Below are 22,077 nucleotides of genomic sequence, written 5' to 3'. Positions count from 1 at the left end.
TTTAAATCACGCAGAGACGATTCCTATTGCCTTTTCAACACAGCTACTTCATTATCCCGCAATACACAGCCCCATATGTTACTTCAGGTGATTTCGGCGTGCTTTTTTAGGCTACGCCGAATAATAGGGTTTTCTAATTACTGTATTGCAATATTAAAAACAAACGTGGCTTGTACTTTTTTACCTGCTGCATATTGGTAAACTAAGGTCTGCTTAACTTTAAACTGATTACCAGAAGAACAATGCCCGGGATATTGACCAATTGAGAAAGTAAAGTTTGTTTTATCAAACTCCGAAAAAACTTTAGCATTGTCACCATAGGCACAAATATTACCATCGATATCAAACCAATGCCCTAATCCGGTAGCTGTGGTGGTTATATTCAGAGTTTCATTAGATTCTACTCCATAAAAGGTAATTTCATTTCCAATCTTATCACTAATTTCAGAACTTTGCAAAACAAGTGCCTTCACTAATTTTGTTAAATCTATACTTACAGTACTTCCTGTATATCCTGTAGAACTTGATGAAAATTTCACATCATAAGTTAAAGTTAAATCCTCAGGTACTTCCGTTCCATCGAATACAATATTTCCATAAAGATCAGTATTAGTAAATTTCACTTTATAAGGCCATTGATCGTCATTTGTATCATCATCATCCCAAGGATGAGCAGCATAAGTATTTGGAGCACCAGTTACAACCAACCATAATTTAGCACATCCAGAAGGTACTGTAAATACAGCGTTTCCATGCGACTCTTTATTTACAACACTATATACTCTCGACCCATTTTCCAAGAGTGCAACATATCCATAACGCCATCCTGCCCTGTTCTCATCGGCTACATGATTAAACCCTGAAGCATTAACAAGTCCTGTAAATTCAGTAGATATTTCAGTGCCTTCATCTGGAACATTTAAACGAATTGTATTGTATCCTGTGGTTCCCGGGCAACGATCATAACTTACCTGATAGCTCCCGTGGTCAACTATTGTTGATTTAAATGACTGTTGTCCAACATGGTTAACTCCATACTCTCTTAAAGAATCAAGATCCCATGTCACACATTTTGCAGCGGCATCATATATCTCATCATTCAATTGATCAAGCGTAATATTGGTGATACGCATATATGCTTCAATTGGATCTTCCGGCTCCTGAGCTTCTCTCCAAATTTTTCCAATAATATCAATTCCATGTTTTTCTGCCCAGTAATAATGTATAAAATAGCTGGCATACCTATAGTCCTCGTGACAAACATGTCGAAAACAATTCTCACAATAAACAGGGAAGTTATTATTCTCAAAGACTTGTTCTGGATAAGCTTGGAAAGATTGCCACTGCGCCGTTTGTTCCCAAAATGCATTTCCACCATTACCACCAAAACCATAACGAAATCCAACCTTGCCACCTAAATCACAAAATGTTTGGTACTGAAAACTATGCCCTATTTCATGAGCAATAACAGCACCAACCGGCTGAACCGTACCCGGATTAACCCATAAGGCACCAATAGTATCATCATATCCGGCTCCAAAAGCCATCCATTCTTCCTGATGAAACAGGTAAATTTGCATTTTATATTGATCCAAATTTGATTTACCAACACCTGTTTCAGCAAACTTCAGTGTATTTACATTTAGATCATAAAACACCTCCGCCTTTCCTAATAAATCATCAATATCAACACGCAGGTTATCTGGAACCTCTGTCGCCCCCGGATCGTTTTTTCCATATCCTGCAGCCCAAAATAATATAAAATGATCTGATTGCTTACTTCTTTCGTAACACCACGTACTGGATGTAGAAGTATAATCATTATCCTTAAACTCCAGAGGAACATAAAATTTACTCTTATCGAATGCTGTTGTATCTGCTTTTGGTGTTTCTGAATCTGGCTTATCTTTCTCATCCTCATCAGAAACCAGATTACTTCCACTGCAGGCCAAAAAGAATAGGGTAAAGATAATCAGTGTAAAAAGCATCCTATGATTTAATCGGGCTATCGGACGTTTATCCAGTATTTGATTCATTATTTTTAAATTTTAATTGACTTTTAATTCTTGTCTTCAACTGACTAAGAAAAATAAAACAGGCACAAATATTTTATAAATTGCGCCTGTATTCCATCATCACTTTTTTGTGGACTGATCTTCAATTAAAATATAATTGTGACCAGTTGTCTTCAGACATAAAGAGCACCTCGTTTATAAAACCAAACTTTTGAATAGAATGATTCTTCCTAGTACTAGATTGGCCGAAACTGTTGTGTTTCAGCCAATCATCAATACAATCAATAATTAAACGGAGTTTTTATTCTAAAGTGACAGAGATAATAAAACTGAAAAACTTCGTTTCATCCTCTATATCCTTATAACCTAAACCAATCGTAAAATTTGTTCCTGCACTAAGTGCCGGAGCTCTACCAATAAACAGAACCTGATCATCAGAATTGGTTTCAGCAAACATTGAAAAACCAGCATCATTCCAAGAACAAACAGCTCCTAAGTTATTAATCCAGTATCCAGGAGGATTAGCTGTATAATCACTTGTTACATCCCATTCTCCTGTTCCAATGTTAATAACAGACATATGAATACTGCCACCAGTTTCCGTATCTAACTTGGCTAAAAACTCTTCTACACTCAATCCTAAATTATAACTTATCGTCTCTGCATAATCATTGAAATCAATAGTAGTATTACTATAATCTCCTTCAGGAATACTTACACTCGCTATAATTAGTGACGGATCGGTTACAGACACATTGAATGCAAAACGAACATAACGATCATAATCCGGACCATCTATGGCAAAACCAACATTAAAATTAAGAATAGTTCCAGCCTTTGCCTGCTCGTTTACATTAACAATCAGGGTTTTTGCTTCAGTATCGATATCAAGACTTGCTGTTTGCGTTTCACTATCAGACATTACACCACCTGCAGTGTTGTAATACCAACCTGTAGTGCCTTTTGTCATCTCTGATTTATCCCAATTGCCTTTACTGGCATTAATATTATAGAATAGAATACTACCATTTTTCAAACCAGCAATAACCTGATCAACAGTCATATTCATTTCATTTTGAAACTTATCTGAATAATCATCTAACTTCACTATTTGAGCTTCGAAACGCCCAACCTCAAATTCCATATTTATCGCGGCTTTTGCTTCAGCATCTACTCTCAAATAAGGATTCTCAGTATCACCATACACATGTTTAGATGTGAAATCATTATAGTCGTCACAACCACATAACCCAACAGCTATACAAGACAATAGAATTAATATTTTAATTTTTTTCATACTTTTCATAGTTTATTCTAAAATAAATTAACCATTCTAATTTTCTATTAATTATATCCAGGGTTCTGAACTAATTTCGAATTTGATTCAAGAAAATCCTTGGGTATAGGAAAAATCTCTTTGGCAGCATCAAAATGAGCATCTCGACAAAAACAAGACTTACCAATATATACACTTGAACCACTAGTTAATTTAAAACGAATTAAATCCTGACGACGATGATGTTCTCCAACGAATTCCCAAGCTAAATCATCTAAAAAGCCTCCAAATTCAATATCAGCACCACCTTCATTAGTTACAATTAAGTTATCCACTTCACCTTCTTGAGCTGTATTCTCCTGATGACCATACTGATACACACTTGGACCTTTAAGGTCAGCAACTGTGCGTACCGCTTTGTCAGGATTTGCTTTGAAAGCTCTTCCCCGAATCATCGACACGATGTTAGCAGCAATCTGTTCTCCTTCACCATTATATGAACCCAAACGCAATAGACATTCTGCCTTAATCATATAAGCATCAGTCAATCTAAAGAAAGGAACATCATCACCAGCAGTACCTTCTTCCCCGGCAACAATTTCATATTTATGGAATCGCGCTCCTTCCATTTGATAAGCTCCGGGATTATCAATACTATGAACCGACTGTGTATAATTAAGGGGTACACCTTCAATAATAATATCAGAACCTGAAATGTCTTTCTGAATACCCATTAACCAAGTATCGTCAAATCTAGAATCATCTTGATCGTAAGTTTGAATAAACTGAGGAATAGCGCAGCTACCATTCCATGGTGCAGCTTTCAAATTAAATGTAGCTTTACTCCCACCATGTAAACATTTATTTGACAAATAATTACCTCCTGCATGTACAAAATCATATACAATAGCATAAATAGTCTCGGAACATACTGATCCATCCGCTTTAAAAGGATCTGTATAGGAAGAAGATAAAGTAAATGGTCCATTCTTGATAATATCATTTACTTCGTCATAAGCTTTTTGGTAATATGTATTATCATTAGTTCCAAACCAAGTATTATAGTTTAAATACATTTTAGCTAATACCATAGAGGCTGCATAATAATTAAACTGTCCATAAACCACTTCTTTTCCTTTTAAGACCTCTTTTATATCTTTCATTTCAGATTCGATAAACTCGAACATTTTTTGCGGGTCTTCTTGTACTGGTAAAAAACCAGGTTCATGTGTAAAAAGTGTATCCAATGGAACATTTCTAAAATTATCTAAAAGAAGATAATAAGACAACCCTCTAATTCCTTTTAACTCAGCTGATGAAAGTGGAGCTTTCTTAACTAAATCACGCTCTAACAATTGGTTGCAACTGGTAATTGTAGAATACGCTTGATTCCATATTGTCCAAAAATGTCCTGTCTGATTCGTATAGGTATGCTTATGCATTGTAACGTATAAATCACCCCATCCTACTCCAATTCTAAGTGGAGTCATAATTAAGTCAGAAGATTCTTCATAAATATCAAAGGTTCCATTCCAACCCCAATACAATAATCTTAGATTCTTATATGCAGGACCAAACATTGCCCGAATATCATTATCAGAAAAATCATAACCCTCTGAGGGTATTTCGCTATACAGCTCTTCTTTAAGATCGGTACATGAATTGAAACAAATCAACCCGACAAAAAGCAAAGCGATGAATTTATATGTGTTTTTGAAAAATTTCATAAGATATTTTTTTCTGTTTATATAAAAAACCTATTAACTCACAGTATAACAATACTTAACACCTAATAGGATTCATTCATCTAAAATAAATTAAAAGGTTAAGTTAACCCCAATAGTATAAGAACGAATGGATGGATATTTATCACGATCGTCCAAACCTGCAGCTTTAAAATCGGTTGCCAATTCAGGATCTAAACCAGAATAATCTGTAATCGTAAATAAATTTTCACCGGATACGTAAACACGAAGATTTTCGATGAACTTCACTTTTGAGAATGTATACCCCAAAGTAATATTATCCATTTTCACATAATCTCCATCTTCAAGATAATAACTAACAAATGTTTGAGTTAAGTTATTAGCTAAAGGTGCAACACCATATACATCATCGGCAGCAGACTTTAAACGATTATAGGAAATAGAGTTATTTTCGTAGAACATTCTCTGAGCATTTAAAATTTTATGTCCAAATTGCCCGCTCATTTGAAGTACTAAATCAAAATCTTTATACTTAAATGTATTGTTCCATCCAACATTTAACTTTGGAATACCTGATCCTAAATATTGGCGGTACTTATCATCAGCTTTTACATCATCGTTGAATTTTACAGCTTCGCCTGTTTCAGGATCTTCAATTAGCCAAAATCCATCCTCAGTTAAACCAACAGATTTCATTCCCCAGAATTGCCCCATTGATTTACCAATATCTACGCGATGCGTAGGTAAAGAAATAGGATCAGTAGCATAATTTGTATACCAATAATTTTCTGATTGATACAAATCATTCGATAAGCTTACCAATTTGTTTTCATTATGAGATAATGTGACATTTGTATGCCATGTAAAATCTTTTGATTTAACAGGTGTGGCATCTATAGAAATATCAAAACCAGTGTTTTTCATCTCTCCAACATTGGCAAGAGTTTGATTATATAAATTTGGAGGTACTGGAACATTAAACCAGTATAACATATCTGTTGTCTTTTTTTGATAATAGTTAGCTGAAGCACTCAGTCTGTTATCAAAGACAGAAATGTCAAGTCCAATATTGTATTCTGCAGATTTTTCCCATTTCAAATCAGGGTTTGGATTTGAAACTACTCCCAAACCTTTTTTCCAATCGCTGCCATCAAAGTAATTATCATCACCATATGAATATCTCGATATAGATAGGTAAGGATCTTTAGGAACCACACCAGTAACACCATAACCAGCTCTTAATTTAAAGTTATCCAACCATGAAAATGAATCCATAAATGATTCCTCACTAATTGTCCACCCCAGAGATACAGAAGGGAAATTACCCCATTCGTGGTTTTCTCCAAATTTAGAAGAACCTTCGCGTCTGATACTTGCTAAAATATTATACCTATTCTTAAAGCTGTAACTCACACGTCCAAAAAAACCAATCAATTTGTCCTCTTTTCTTTCACTCTCCATATTTGCTTTTCCATCAGTAAGAGCAGTACCGGCCTTAAGATTATCATATCCAAAATAATCTGTTGGAAATCCATAGTTAGAAGCCAAAAACGACTCAAAAAATGATTCTTGGTAACTATATCCGACTAATGCAGAAATACGGTGATCGGCAACTGTTTTTTCGTAACTGGAAGTTGCTTCCAAATAATCAGTTTGGTCATTATATGATTTTTGATAAGCTTCACCAATTCTATTATTAGTTGTTGCCTTATAAAATTTTGATGTTGTATAGGTTTTGTCATTTGAAAAACTACGCTTTGTAGCAACCATTACATTTGTTTTCCAACCTTTAATAGGCTCAACAGTTAAATTACCGGTAATACGAGTATACTCGCTTCTGTTTTCCCCATCCTTTTCCTGCAAAATAGCATCAGGATTATAATATTGAAGAACCGAAAAATCTTCCCTGTAGCTGCCATCTTCATTTCTTACCGGTAAAGTTGGGTTTCGGATTAATGCTTGTCGATAAGCATCTTTTGGATCAGCAATGTCATGCTTGTGAAGTCCTTTTACAATATTCAAATTAACTTTTACAATATCATTTAAAAAATACTGATTTACATCAAAGTTAAGTTTCAACTCATCATTTCCTGTTGATTTAATAATCCCCTCTTCCTGACGGTAAGTAATATTACCTGAGTAAGTTGCATTTTCAGTTCCCCCTGAAATACTTACACTATGATTATGAGTATAAGCCTTTTGTTTGATACTTTTCAACCAGTCAGTATCATAACCGGCATCTTTAAATACAGTTTTGCCAGCTCTTATATCTTCTGCATCCATAAAATCAGCTTCTTTATAAAATTCAGAAGTTGTATAATAGCCTGCATAAGAAACTTCAGGTTTCTGCATCCTCTTACCTGATTTTGTTGTAATAATAATAACACCACCAGCACCTCGGGTACCATAAATAGCTGCAGCAGATGCATCTTTTAACACATCAATGGAAGCAATATTTTCAGGAGCTACTGTATTTAAACCTCCCGGGATTCCATCTACTAAAATCAAAGGATCAGAACTCCCTTCTAAAGACACCATTCCTCTTAAGTTAATGCTTGAAGATGCATTTGGATCACCTGAGGCCTTGGTGATCACAAGTCCAGCAACCTTACCTTTAATAAGATCTGCAGCTCCCTGTGTATTACCTGAAAGAAAATCCTCCGATTTCACACTCGCAACAGCACTAGTTACATCCCCTTTTCGCTGGGTTCCATATCCAATTGCTACAACCTCTTCTAAGCCAACAAAATCAGCTTCCAAATGCACTTCTTGCTTTGGCATTTCTTTTACGACATTAATATCATAAGTCTTATATCCAATGAATGATATACTTACAATATCACCCACTTTTGCATCAAGATTAAAATATCCTTCAGAGTTAGTAATGGTACCAATTGTTGTGCTTTTAATAAGAACAGTAACTCCAGGTAAAGGAGAACCTATTTCATCCAAAACAATTCCTTCAACTTTTTCCTGGGCTAAGCCAATTGTTGAAGAACAAAACACAACACTTAGAAATAATAAAAACATCAACTGATAATGTTTTAAATTACTTCTACTCTTTTGTTCAAGTTTTTTTCTCATACGTTTTTAATTTTATAAATAGATTTAGGATCATTTTGATATTTCAAAAATGTATTTATAATGACAAAAGTGCATGTACGCATGTTGAAATAACATATACACATGTGTAATCGAAAGTGATGCAACAACAAACATGACTGAATATCAACATCTTGACTAATAAGACTATGGATTTTCGAGATATTATAAATGGAAAATAAATGTCTGACAAAGACAGAAGATGAAAATTCATTGAAATCGATTCCGGAAAAAATCGAAATTATGCAGTTCACGCATCAATTGAGAAAAAACAAATTGGTAATGCAGGTAATGAACGATTGATTAATCAAAAAACCAATACTATAAACTCAGAATTTAAATGATACAGGAAGTATCTTGTCAAAAAATAATGAAAATGAAAACTAAATTTCAAAATAATCGCGCGGAGATTTTCCGAAAAATTCTTTAAATCTTCGACTAAAATAGGCTGGATTGGAGAATCCTGTTCGATAAGCCGCCTCAGAGATATTACATTTTCCATCAGAAATTAATTTCACAGCCTCTCTTAACCGAACAGTCCGAACAAATTCAGTTGCCGAACAATCCGTTATTCTTTTCAGTTTAATATGCAACAGAGATCTGCTAATCCCCATTTCCTTTGTGATAAAAGAAACATCCATTGAAGATTGATCTAAATTTTCAATAATAAGAGATGTGAGACTCTGAACAAACTCACGATCCGATTCAGAATGTGTTATGTCAGCAGGTGCAATAAAAGCATCTTTCTTAAATCGCTCAATAATATTTCTTCTGGTATTTAGGATATTACAAATATTCTGACTTAATATCTGTGGGTAAAAAGGCTTCTCAATAAATAAATCAGCACCCGTTTTTAAGCCGATGTATTCATTATTCGTTCCTCCTTTTGCGGTTAATAAAATGACAGGAATATGTGATGTTTCAATATTGGTTTTTATCCTTTTCGTTAGCTCCAAACCGTCAATTCCAGGCATCATAACATCACTAATAATAAGTTCCGGAGTACATTCAGCAATTCGGGTCAGCCCCTCTTCACCACTTGAGGCCGTTGTTACTCTGTAATCTTCCTGAAGACTTTCACGAATAAATTCAAGCAGCTCCAGATTATCATCGATGACCAGAATGGATGGCAAATTTTTTATTTGTTCCGATTTGTCTGCCAATGCGTAACTCACCTGATCACCTTCAATTTCAATATTCTTAAGAATACTGCTTCTGCAGCAACAGTCCGTCAATTCATCATCAGAGTAATCCGACTCAGAGACCGGCAGTGAAATTGTAAATTTAGTACCCTCCTGAAGTTTACTTTCTACAGCTATACTTCCTTTATGAAGAGTAACCAATCCCTTTACAAATGCCAATCCAATTCCCGATCCCGAATAAACTTTGACCTTATCTTCGGCTTGAAAATACCTGTCAAAAATTTTATCAAGCTTATCGGATTCTATCCCATGTCCAGTATCCAACACCGACAACACAAGAGTCTGTTTCAATTCTTTATCTAAACAAACTTCATTTTGCACCTTTCCGGTCAGTCTGATTGAATCACCCCTGTCTGTAAAGTTGAAAGCATTAGATAATACATTAACAAGCACCTTTTCCATTTTAGAATAATCAAACCACACTTCAGAATCAGAACCTTCTGTCTCAAGGATAAGATCAACACCTTTCATTTCAGCTGTAGTCGAAAATGATTCCTTCAAGTCTTGTAAAAGAGTATTAATATTGTTTTTGCTGACCTGTAATGTTTCTTTTCCCCGCTCTACCTTTCTAAAATCAAGCAGTTCATTTACAAGCCGCAATAACCTTTTTACATTTTTTTCAATTCCTATAAATTTCTGTTTTACCGAAAAACTAATATTCTCATTTTCAATCATATTTGAAAGAGGACCAATAATTAGTGATAAAGGAGTTCTGAATTCATGTGAAATATTTGTAAAAAATTCAAGTTTTGCCTGATTCAACTCTACGGCATATTCTTTCTCGCGTCTTTCTAAATTAGCAATAGCCTTAGATTTTTGAATTCGCGAACCAACAAGATAAATACCTGTAAATATGAGACAAACAATAAAAAAGTAAATTAGATATCCCCAGATGGACAGATAAAATGGTGGTTTAACATGAATATTGATGGACCGTTGGTGATCGCTCCATTCCGATTTATCGGTAGAAGCCTTAACATGAAGAGTATAATTTCCCGGACTAAGATTGGTATAGGTAGCAAACCCTCTATTTCCCACATAATTCCAGGATTTATCGAAATTTTCAAGATAGTAAGCATACTGACACTTACCTTGATTTTCATAATTCAGAGCTGAATAACCAATCGTAAAAACATTTTCTTTATATTTTAAGTTGATTTCAGATGACCTGTTCAGTGATTTTTTAAGAGGTGAATTAACACCCGGAACTACAACCTTATTGAATAGCTGCATTTCGGTAAACACTACATCCAAAGGTTTAGATTTAACTTCTTCTCCCGATTCATAAAATGAAACCATTCCATTATTTCCACCAAAATATATATTCCCGCGACTATCCTTATACGAAGCTCTGTAATTAAATTGTTCAAAAGGAATGCCTGAATCAAGATCAAATAAAGTGTATTTCTTTGTTTCAGGATTAAATTTAACCAAGCCTTTATCACTACTGGCCCAAAAATCATCATTTTCTCCTTCTTCAAGACTGAAAATCCACGAAACAGGAAACCCGTTATCTTTATTGAACTGAACCACTTTATCATTCGCTTCATCGTAATAACAAAGTGCCTCATAAGAGTCACCAATCCAAACCCGTCTTTTCGAATCTATTTTTACAAAATTTATTCCTTTCATAAAAGGAATTTTATCAAACTTTGACAACGTTTGATCCTGCACCTTGTAACGATACACACCCGTAAATGATGAAAGCCAGATGTATTCACCGGCATCACACATATATTCGATTTGTACCCCTTCAAGTATGTCTTTAAAAAAAGGAGATATCGACTTGCTTATTGTATTATAAACTGCAACACCATTGCTTGTTGAGATATAGATCAGATTTCCCTTTTTCAAAAAATGATAAATATTATCGGAGGGTAACAAAGGATGATTTTTTGTTGTAATGTATTCAAACCGGCCTGTTTTAGTATTTAAAATATTAATACCATAAGTATAGGTTCCAATCCATAATCTTTCGGGGGATTCAAAAATAAGACAATGCAAATTATTAAAATTCAAGCCATTTCCCTCTGCGCAACTTTGGAATTTCGTTATCTCTCCAGTTGAGATATTCATTTTATTTAGCCCCATATCTTCAAGGCCAATCCATAGATCTCCTTTCTGATCTTCAATCAGACAACTAACTACATTACCCGATAAATCTCTTTTACCTGTTCCGGCCTTCCATTTCTTAAAAAACCTTGAATTAGAACACCATAAATTTATCCCTCCAAAATAGGATCCAAACCAAATGTTCCCGCTACTATCCTTAAAAGCATTGTATATCGGATTGGTATTGATTCCATCAGGATTGGTTAGATCAAACTGTTGACAGGTGAATTTTTCTGTTACTGGTGACCATACACACAGTCCGTTTTCAGTCCCCATCCAAACCCTTCCAATCGAATCTTCAGCCAAACAATGCACCATATTGTGCAATATATGGTGCGAGCCTTTTTGTTCTTCTGAAAAATGAATGTATTGCCCATCCTCTATATTAATTCGGCAAATACCGGTATTAGAGGTTGCCAGCCAGATCTTATTGTTGCTATCTAAAAAAAAACCCAAAAAAGATTCTCCTTTGGCTTCTGGGGGCAAGTCTATCCCCTTCACAAATCTCTTATCCCGATCGATAACATATATGATCGAATTCTCTGTTAAAGCAACAATTTTATTGTTTTTTTCCCTAACATCAACAATTTTCGTATTCTTAGGTAAAACAGCAAATTTAATTTCATCTTCCAGATTTACACATTGACCATTTTCTCCGTCAAAATATTTTAGGCGTTGCTCAGCACATAACCATGCACCTCCTTCAGTTGGAACAATATTAGTTAGTCCCTTTATTTCATTTAATGGTTCATAGGGTTTGAAATATTCATTGTTAAAGTCAAATTGATAGTACTTCCCTTTAATTGTTCTACACACTAAAATTGTATCACACAACATGAAGATTTTATCACTTTGTATATCTGAGCACTTACCATTCTCAACACATTGAAACCCCGCAAATTTCTTCCCATCAAACCGGCATACAGAACTTCTTGTTGCTGCCCAGATAAAACCATCCTGATCTTGAGTTATACTCTTCACATAGGATGATGGCAATCCATCCACATTTGTATAGTGAACAAATTTTAAGAAATCATTATCCGCTTGAGCTAAATTCCCAAAAGTTGAGCAAATGAAAGTAAAAACAATTAAAATCATTCTATTCATACAAATAAATATTATTTTAATAAAACCCCTGATTACCCCCATTAACAAAAGAACACAAGACCTTAAGTTAGATTTTAAATATACAAAACACTTTTAAAAATCTGAGTCATTTTCATGAATCTTTCACTCCCTATTTCTAATATGGATGTATTCTTTCTACAAACAGAAAATAAAACACTTATATAAGTTTGATACACATTTGTTGTAGTTGCGAATTTGAATTTTTGTTTCCTTTACATAGAATCTACATCAAGCTCATTTGAAAATATAAACATGGAAAGAATACAAAAAACACTTCAGCTATTAGAAAAACAAGATATTGATGCTTTACTGGTTACCTCCGAATCAAATGTTACCTATTTATCGGGTTTCTCTGGAGATTCATCACGCTTGCTCTTAGCAAATCAATCTTGCTATCTGATAACTGACCCAAGATATATTGAGCAGGCTAAAAATGAATGCCATAAGGATATAATTGTATTTGAATGGATTAACGACAAGAGATACAATTCTTTGACTTATGATTTTCTCATTAAATCCTTGCTCATTCAAAAAATTGGGTTTGAAAGCAATTATATCACATTTCAGGAATATTCTGAAATTAATGGAAATAAAGTTCCTACTCAAAATTTAGTAGAACAGATTCGGATTATAAAATCCAAAGATGAAATTGAAAATCTGAGAAAAGCCAGCCAAATTTCCGATGAGGCACTTAAAAATACACTCTCTTCAATAAAAGAAGGAGTTATGGAAATTGATATCGTTGCTGAACTTGAATACAACCTTAAAAAGTGCGGCGCTCATAATCTCTCTTTTGAAACGATGGTTTTATCGGGAAAAAGAACTTCACTATTACATGGAAAACCAGGTAAAAAACGTGTCGGAAATGGTGATTTAATCCTATTCGACTTTGGTGCGTTATACCATGGCTATCATGCAGATATAAGCCGAAGTTTTGTTCTTGGACAAGCAAACGATCAGCAAAGAGAAATTTACGATTGTATAAATAATGCCGGCAAACTAGCCATCAATTCAATAAAGGAGGGCGTTGAGGGTAAAGAAATTGCTGAGATGGTACGAAAACAAATACCTTCTAAATATTTAGAATATTATTATCCGGGAATTGGCCATGGAGTTGGCCTTGATATACATGAAAATCCTTTTATTAAGGACGATGCATCATTTACATTTCAATCTGGCATGGTTATCACAATGGAACCTGGAATCTATATCCCCGAATGGGGTGGTTTGCGTATCGAAGACTCTCTGTTGGTGACAAAGGATGGATGCGAACCTCTCAATTTATTCGAACGAAATTTAATTGAATTGTAAACTCTTTTACCCCCAATAGAAATAAAACAGGCTGAATCCATTACAGATTCAGCCTATTTCACTTACACTAACTAAAAAATTATTTGCTGGAAAATTTGTAAATACAAATTGAATAATACTCTTCTCCCGGCTTAACTGTCACATCAGGAAAGTTTGCCTGATTTGGGCTGTCTGGGAAATGTTGTGTTTCCAAACAAAATGCAGTTCGAAAATCATATTTCTTATTTCCTTTACCAACAACTCCATCTAAAAAATTACCACCATAAAACTGAATTCCAGGTTCATTGGTATAAACTTCAAGGATTCTTCCCGATGATGGCTCAACAACTTTTGCAGCTAAAGTCAGCTTTTCGTCTGATTTATTCAACACCCAATTGTGGTCGTAACCTTTACCATAGCTTAGCTGCGTTTCATCATTATCAACCCGTTCGCCAATAGCGGTTAAATTGTTAAAATCGAATGCCGTCCCTTTTACAGGTAAAATTTCACCAGTTGGAATTAAACCGGCATCCACTGGAGTGTAAGAATCAGCATTGATCATTAACTGATGATCGTTAATTGTTCCTTCACCTGCTCCTTTAAGATTAAAATAAGTATGATTGGTAAGATTTAGAACTGTAAGCTTATCAGTTGTTCCAAAATATTCGATTTTTAATTCGTTATCATCTGTAAGCTGATATTTTACTTTTACATCAACATTACCAGGGTATCCTCCGTCCATATCTGCTGAATGCAGGCTAAACTCCAAAGTTTGCTTATCAATTTGATTCACATCCCAAATTTGCCGGTAAAAGCCATTTGATCCACCATGCAAATGATTCTCTCCATTGTTTGCTTCAAGCTGATATTCTATTCCATCCAGAGTGAATTTAGCCTGACCAATTCGGTTTCCATAACGACCTATTGTTCCCCCAAAAAAATATTCTTTCTTGTCTATAAAATCCTTTCCTGTTCCATATCCAACAGCAACATCAGCAAACTTTCCATTTTTATCCGGCACCCATAAACTAACAACTCTTGCTCCAAAATTTGTTAACTGACAAACCAAATCGTTCTTATTGGTTAATGTAAAAAGCTCAACCTTTTTCCCATTGTAATCACTGGCAAAATCTGCCGGAGAAATCAATTCCTTTTTTTCCGGCTTCTGACAACTCATCAAAAGAGGAACCGCTACAACACATAACACATTTAATAGTTTCATAATATTTAGTTTAATGTTATCAATTTCTTCTAATTGCATAAATCCTGAAAAGACCAATATTAATCTATTTTAAATTCAATACTGATTTTTTAATGAAGCTTGCATACACTCCGAAATGTTACCAAAAAAAACCGAGGGTATGGAACTTAAGATTTCCCCCTCGGTTTCCCGCTAACTAATCTAACTAATTTGTCCTGTTGTTTCAACTATTTTATCTTTTCCAAACAATTCCTGCTCGGTGAAAGTTCCTAATTTTACATACTTTTCGTAAATATCCAGATACTTTTTAGCACGATCCGGATTTGGTATGTATTCCATATCAAAACCTTGCCCCATTGCTTTTTGAGCTTCTCCTACTGTTTTATAAACTCCTGCAGCAACAGCAGCAAACATTGCAGCACCGCAAGCACATGTTTGCTCGGTACGCGCAATTTTTATCGGCATATTCAACACATCGGCTAAAGTCTGCATCACAAAAGGCGACTTCTTGGCTACTCCACCTAAACCAATTATTCCTTTAATCTCAACACCTTCACGAACAAAACGATCGACGATTGCTTTCGATCCAAAGGCTGTAGCCTCCACCAATGCTCTAAAAATACGAGGTGCCGAAGAGCCTAAAGTTAATCCTGTGATGGAACCTTTTACTTCCTGATTTGCATCTGGAGTACGTCGTCCGTTCATCCAATCAACAGCTACAATTGTAGATTCTTCAATTGAAATTTTTTCAGCTTCTTTACTCAACTCCGGAATAATCTGAGAAATTGCTTCATCGATCAATTTCTCACGGGTTTCCTCATCAATCAAAGTCGTTTTTGAAAGAATGTTTTCGATTGGCCAGGCAACAACATTTTTAAACCATGCATACAAATCGCCAAAAGCTGATTGTCCTGCTTCCAACCCAACATAACCTGGAATTACCGAACCATCTACTTGTCCGCAAATACCAGGAATTAATTTATCACCAATCTGATCGTAAGAAGCGATCATGATATCGCAGGTTGAAGTTCCTATGGCTCGTGCCAAAACGTTTGGAGTTACCTCACCCCCAACAGCCCCCATGTGGCAATCAAATGCTCCAACTCCAACAGCTACATCGGTGCTTATACCCAAACGTTCAGCCCATTCAGGAGAAATTTTCCCTACAGAAATATCACTCGTATAAGTTTCATCATATAACTGATCGCGGTAACCTTTTAACAAAGGATCGAGACTGGTCAAAAATTCCTCTGAAGGCAATCCATTCCATGACTCATGCCACATCGCTTTATGACCCGCAGAACAGCGGCTGCGCAACACTTCTGTTGGTTTCAGTTTTCCTGTTAATACCGCCGACATCCAATCGCAATGTTCTATCCAGGAAACTGCTTTATCCCGTATGGATTCATCTTCACGCAATACGTGCAGCATTTTTGCCCACACCCATTCCGAAGAATAAATTCCACCTTCATATTGAGAATAATCAATATCCCACTTTTTCACCAATTCGTTAATTTCGGCAGCTTCTTTAACCGCAGTGTGATCCTTCCACAATACAAACATTGCATTCGGATTTTCTGCATATTCAGGCAATAAAGCCAAAGGGGTGCCATTCTCATCCGTCAACACAGGAGTACTTCCTGTTGTATCAAATGAAAGCCCCACCAGACTTCCAGCAACCCCTTTTGGCGATTTTGCCAGAGCATCTTTAATCAGATACTCCATAACTTCTATATAATCCAATGGATGTTGACGGTATTGATTCTTTACAGGATCACAATACTTACCTTCCATCCATCGGGGATAATTCATAACTGACGATGCTATTTCTTCTCCGGTAGCAACATCTACTACAACAGCCCTTCCTGAATCTGAACCATAATCAAGACCTATTACATATTTCTTTGCACTCATAAACTGTATTTTTAATCATTAAATCAAAGCAGTTTTACCTACTGACCGTAATATGAATCTTTACCATGTTTGCGACTAAAATGCTTATCTGTCAGAAGAGAATTCATTGAGGCATTTGGCTGAATGGTTTTTGCTATGAAAGCCATTTTGGCCAACTCCTCTAAAACAACACTATTGTGAACAGCATCATTTGCATTTTTCCCCCAAGTAAACGGACCATGATTTTTAACAATCACACCAGGAACATGCATCGGATTCAATTCTTTAAATGCTTCAATTATTACGGTGCCTGTTTCTTTTTCATAAGCTCCCTTTACCTCGGCTTCATTCATATCCCGTGTACAAGGAATTTGTCCATTAAAATAATCAGCATGTGTCGTTCCAAGTATTGGAATTCCAATTCCTGCTTGTGACCATCCTGTTGCATAAGTTGAATGAGTATGAACAATTCCGCCAATCTCCTTAAAACTTTTATACAATTCAAGATGAGTAGGCGTATCTGATGAGGGACGTAATTTGCCTTCAACAACATTTCCGTCCAAATCAACCACAACCATATCTTCACTCTTCATTTCGGAATAGGAAACACCACTGGGTTTTATTACAACCAAACCATTTTCCCGGTCAATAGCACTTACATTTCCCCATGTAAAGAGTACCAATCCATATTGCACCAAATCAAGATTGGCTTTAAAAACCTCTTCTTTTAACTTATTTAAGTCCATTATTCGAATTTTAAAAATTGCCTGATAGTTTTTAACCTTACCATATTTAACTCAACTACCAGGCAATTTAATTCACACCTATTTATATTATTTTACCAGAAATAAGCATATAATGCAACAATAATCACAACAATACCCATTGCACTAATAAAGAATGTTTTATCTGTCTGGAAAAGCTCAGGATCGAAAGAGTACGCCTTGCCATCCTGTTTCTTGGAATTTGCATTCGTAAACATGATTACCGCTAAAAAGGCCATCATAAATGTCATCATGAAAATTGAATGAAAACCTAGATGAGCTAAACTAACACCAAACAAATCAGTACCCCAAACAATACCTGCTGCTAAAGTAATAATTGTTAATCCGGCAAATAGTTTACCACCCAAGAGTAACGTCTCACGATTCTTTCCTGAAATTTTTTCAGCTTCTATTTTATGACTATCAGTAAGAACCAGAATTACTGCCAAAGAAATTAAAGCCATACAGACATATCCCATACGAATAATAAATGGCAATTCAGGCAATAACATTTTCATAAAAATACCCATTGGCAAAGTGGCAATAGTAGTCCAAAGAGCTGCTCTGTTGGTTGCACGTTTCCAAAGAATTCCCATTCCAAATACAACAACTACCCCAGGATAAATAAATCCGGTGTATTCCTGAATGTACTGGAATGCCTGATCCAATCCTCCCAACAATGGTTTTGCTGCAATGATTGCGATTATTAAGGCAACAACAGCAGTAAGACGCCCCACCAGTACCAATTTCTTTTCGGTTGCATTTTTATTAATATGCTCTTTATAAATATCAAGAGTGAAGATTGTTGCTGTTGAGTTCAGCATCGAAGCTAAAGACGATACAACTGCAGCTGCAAGTGCTGCAAACCCTAAACCTCTAATCCCTTCAGGAGCAAAATTACGAAGCAGCCAAGGATACGCCTGATCTGGTCTGTCAATAGTACCTGACAATCCATCAATAGCACCTCTTAAATCAGGATGATTAAACATTACGTAAGCAGTAATACCTGGTACGATAACAATAATCGGAATTAGAATTTTTAAATATCCTGCAAAAAGAAGTCCTCTTTTGGCTTCTTTCAAATTTTTAGCCGCCAATCCTTTTTGAATAATGTACTGATTAAACCCCCAGTACCCAATATTGGTAAGCCACATAGCTCCAAAAATAACAGCAAGACCAGGTAAATCTTTGAAGACTGTCGCATCTATATTTTCATCAATAATCATATTGAAATGAACGTCTCCAGGAACTTCTCTAACTTTACTAAGAACCAGCAAAAAACCATCGATTGCAGAACCATCACCTGCTACTGCATCCAAAGCAAACCATGCAGTTATTAATCCTCCTCCAACTAGGAAAACAACCTGAACAACATCAGTCCATGCCACAGCTTTAAGACCACCATAAACAGAATATACACCCGCAAAAAGAAGTAAAGCCGGCACTCCATATTCCATTGGGAATCCAAGAATTTGATCCATTGCAATGGCTCCTAACCAAGCAACAGAAGTAAGATTTACAAAGACATAAACCAATAACCAGAAAAATGAGAAAAAGAAACTGACTCCACTCCCATATCTTTCCTTGGCAAACTGAGGCATTGTGTAAATTTTCTTATCAATCATTTGTGGCAATAGAAACTTTGCAACTAAAATAAGAGTAATCGCAGCAATCCACTCATAAGCTGCAATTCCCAAACCAACAACAAAGCCAGAACCAGACATACCAATAAATTGTTCAGCAGAAATATTTGCTGCAATTAAAGATGCTCCAATAGCCCACCAGGAAAGTGTTCCTCCAGCTAAAAAATAATCTTTTGAACTTTCCTCTACACCTTTTTTTCCTCGGGAAATCCATAAACCGAGACCTACAATTAATATTGCATAAGCAATAAAAACAGCATAATCTATGGCCGTAAAACCTGCATTCATAGTGATTAGTTTTATAAATACTCTCAGCAAAACGGCCGAGAGTATTTTGAATTAGTATTGTTTAGATGATATTTAATATACGCTACAACCCCTTCGCCAAATGGTAATATAAATCATTCCATTTTAGCTCTTTCTTAAAATCTGAAATTGTAGTTGAATTTTCAATTGCTACGAATTCAACGCCAACCATTTCGGCAAAGTCTTCAAGACATTCTTTGTTTAAAGCCATACTAAAACTAGTGTGATGAGCACCACCAGCAAGAATCCATGCAGCAGCACCAATTTCCAAATTTGGTTGTGGAACCCATAGGGCACGGGCAACAGGAAGTTTTGGCAATGCTTTAGGTGTAATAACTGTCACAGGATTAACAATCATTCGCATACGTCCTCCCATATCAACAAGAGTTGCATTTATTCCTTCCCCTTCAGGCACATCGAATACAAAACGGGCAGGAGCATCCTTTCCACCTATGCCAAGTGGATGAACTTCGATACTTGGAGTTTCTTTAGCAATTGAAGGACAAATCTCAAGCATGTGTGCACTTAATACCGAAGGACAAGCAGGATCAAGATGGTAAGTATAATCTTCCATAAAAGAACATCCACCTTTCATCCCTGCCGACATTACTTTCATGATTCTTACCAAAGCAGATTGTTTCCAGTCACCTTCAGCTCCAAAACCGTAACCTTGTTCCATTAATCGTTGAGAAGCCAATCCCGGAAGTTGTTTTAAACCATGCAAGTCTTCAAAATTGGTAGTAAAGGCCTTATATCCATTTTCATCCAGGAATTTTTTCAGTCCCAATTCTATCTTAGCCTGATAACGAATGTTTGAATTTGTTTTATCTGCTAATTTGTATTCGGCAGCATAAACATCCATTAAAGAATCAATTTCTTGCTCTGTTATCGAATCCATACTAACAACAAGATCACCAACCCCGTGATAATTTACTTGCCAACCCAATATTTTCTGAGCTTCAACCTTATCGCCTTCTGTTACGGCAACATGACGCATATTATCGCCAAAACGACAAATTTTTAAATTTTTGGATTCATTATATCCAACAGCAGATCTTGTCCAGCTTCCTAAGGTTTTGCGAACTTTTTCATCTTTCCAATGACCTACAATTACCTTGCGATTTAATCGCAATCGTGTGCATATAAATCCAAACTCACGACCACCATGTGCCGATTGATTTAAATTCATAAAATCCATATCAATCTCACCCCAAGGAATATCTCTGTTGTACTGAGTATGTAAATGTGCAAATGGCTTGCTCAATATACTTAAACCTTGTATCCACATTTTAGATGGCGAAAAAGTATGCATCCATGTAATCAATCCAATACAGTTGTTGTCTGTATTTGCCTCAAGACAACAATTATAAATCTCGTCAGGAGTTGTTAATACCGATTTAAAAACAATTTTTACAGGAATTGCATCTGATGCATTAAGCCCTTCAGCAATTTCTTCTGAATTTGTTTTTACTTGTTTTAATGTCTTAGGACCATACAAGTGTTGACTTCCGGTTACAAACCAAATTTCTTTTTCTTTTAGCTCTTTCATTTTATTCTTATAGTATTTTATACTTTTTTATTAAATACAATTAATCATCACATTAATAACAATAAGATTTACCAATCATTTCGAACAATTGTTTTATCAGTACTTTCTACTTTTATATTGAGTAAAAAAAGCAATTTTTGCTTTTTAAATTTATCTTTTCAAGCCTTAAAATTTAACGACTCTATCAAATGTTTTTTCAACATCTCCTTTAATCGCCCGATAATAAAATGCCCCTTTCTTGGATTCCGTAGTATTTTTAACATTCAATTTTTCCAGTCGTCCTAAGGATAAAACCTTTTTTCTAAAATTCCCAGGATCAAACTCCCTCTGAAAAATTGCCTGGTATAAATTTCGTAACTGCAAGAGTGTAAACATCTCTGAAAGCAGTTCTTCTCCTATTAAATCAAAACTTGCTTTTTTCTGAAGTCTGTCCAATGCTTCGTGAACCATATTTTCATGATCAAAAATCATAGTAGGAAGCTTACTTATTGGCCACCAATGCGCTCCATTTTCGCGAACCAAATCTGTATCGTACTTGTCAATTCGAATTAATGCATAGTATGCTAAAGAAATTACCCGTGTCCCCTCTTCTCTGGTTGGCTCAGAAAATGACTGCACCTGCTCCAAATAAATATCACTCAAGCCTGTCGTTTTCTTTAATACCCTACGAGCCGCCATATCAGCAGATTCATCTTCCTGAACAAATCCCCCTAGTAAGGACCAACTTCCCATCGCCGGTTCAAAACCTCTGGGATAAAGTAATAATCTAAGCTCCCCTTCATGGTATCCAAAGATTACACAATCGACAGCAACATGATATTTAGGGTGTTTATATTGTGGATTCATAATATCAATTTTCTCCTCAAATATATAAAGTATTTTTGACTTTT

At 35.5% G+C, this 22,077-nt stretch carries 12 protein-coding genes; 1 reads left to right on the top strand and 11 read right to left on the bottom strand.

Translation table 11 applies throughout. From position 1 onward, the window contains the following. Window positions 1–137: 137 nt before the first annotated feature. From QUH73_RS07080 to QUH73_RS07060, 5 genes are all read right to left on the bottom strand, one after another. Complete coding sequence (locus QUH73_RS07080) at window positions 138–2,036, bottom strand: DUF4859 domain-containing protein (protein ID WP_289529739.1); 1,899 nt, start codon at window positions 2,034–2,036, stop codon at window positions 138–140. Between the two features lie 280 nt (window positions 2,037–2,316). Further along, complete coding sequence (locus QUH73_RS07075; protein WP_289529738.1) at window positions 2,317–3,312, bottom strand: DUF4859 domain-containing protein; 996 nt, start codon at window positions 3,310–3,312, stop codon at window positions 2,317–2,319. Between the two features lie 47 nt (window positions 3,313–3,359). Next, the gene (locus QUH73_RS07070) at window positions 3,360–5,018 is read right to left on the bottom strand and encodes a RagB/SusD family nutrient uptake outer membrane protein (RefSeq protein WP_289529737.1); all 1,659 of its coding nucleotides are present in this window, start codon (window positions 5,016–5,018) and stop codon (window positions 3,360–3,362) included. A 90-nt stretch (window positions 5,019–5,108) separates the two neighbouring features. Continuing rightward, a complete protein-coding gene (locus QUH73_RS07065; protein WP_289529736.1) occupies window positions 5,109–8,081 on the bottom strand; it encodes a SusC/RagA family TonB-linked outer membrane protein in 2,973 nt (990 codons plus the stop codon). 401 nt (window positions 8,082–8,482) lie between these two features. Further along, window positions 8,483–12,520 (bottom strand): hybrid sensor histidine kinase/response regulator transcription factor, encoded by a 4,038-nt coding sequence (locus QUH73_RS07060; RefSeq protein WP_289529735.1) that lies wholly within the window; start codon window positions 12,518–12,520, stop codon window positions 8,483–8,485. 273 nt (window positions 12,521–12,793) lie between these two features. Here QUH73_RS07060 and QUH73_RS07055 point away from each other — a divergent pair, with 273 nt between their 5' ends. After that, a complete protein-coding gene (locus QUH73_RS07055; RefSeq protein ID WP_289529734.1) occupies window positions 12,794–13,852 on the top strand; it encodes a M24 family metallopeptidase in 1,059 nt (352 codons plus the stop codon). A 79-nt stretch (window positions 13,853–13,931) separates the two neighbouring features. Here QUH73_RS07055 and QUH73_RS07050 read toward each other — a convergent pair whose 3' ends face one another. The 6 genes from QUH73_RS07050 to QUH73_RS07025 form a co-directional block, all read right to left on the bottom strand. Next, a complete protein-coding gene (locus tag QUH73_RS07050; protein ID WP_289529733.1) occupies window positions 13,932–15,053 on the bottom strand; it encodes an aldose epimerase family protein in 1,122 nt (373 codons plus the stop codon). A gap of 180 nt (window positions 15,054–15,233) precedes the next feature. Beyond that, window positions 15,234–16,946 (bottom strand): ribulokinase, encoded by a 1,713-nt coding sequence (locus QUH73_RS07045; RefSeq protein WP_289529732.1) that lies wholly within the window; start codon window positions 16,944–16,946, stop codon window positions 15,234–15,236. Window positions 16,947–16,984: 38 nt separating this feature from the next. Beyond that, window positions 16,985–17,671 carry an L-ribulose-5-phosphate 4-epimerase gene (locus tag QUH73_RS07040; protein WP_289529731.1) on the bottom strand — a complete coding sequence of 229 codons (687 nt, stop codon included), beginning with the start codon at window positions 17,669–17,671 and terminating at the stop codon, window positions 16,985–16,987. Window positions 17,672–17,763: 92 nt separating this feature from the next. Next, window positions 17,764–19,620 (bottom strand): sodium:solute symporter family transporter, encoded by a 1,857-nt coding sequence (locus tag QUH73_RS07035; RefSeq protein ID WP_289529730.1) that lies wholly within the window; start codon window positions 19,618–19,620, stop codon window positions 17,764–17,766. Window positions 19,621–19,702: 82 nt separating this feature from the next. Continuing rightward, window positions 19,703–21,187 (bottom strand): L-arabinose isomerase, encoded by a 1,485-nt coding sequence (gene araA, locus QUH73_RS07030; RefSeq protein WP_289529729.1) that lies wholly within the window; start codon window positions 21,185–21,187, stop codon window positions 19,703–19,705. Between the two features lie 165 nt (window positions 21,188–21,352). Further along, a complete protein-coding gene (locus QUH73_RS07025) occupies window positions 21,353–22,033 on the bottom strand; it encodes an NUDIX hydrolase (protein WP_289529728.1) in 681 nt (226 codons plus the stop codon). Window positions 22,034–22,077: the final 44 nt, after the last annotated feature.

Origin of the sequence: Labilibaculum sp. K2S, from assembly GCF_030372765.1 — a bacterium.
In the GTDB taxonomy this organism is placed as follows: Bacteria; Bacteroidota; Bacteroidia; order Bacteroidales; family Marinifilaceae; genus Labilibaculum.
Note: the sequence above shows the minus strand (reverse complement) of the source record. Positions and strands in the feature narration are given on the sequence as shown.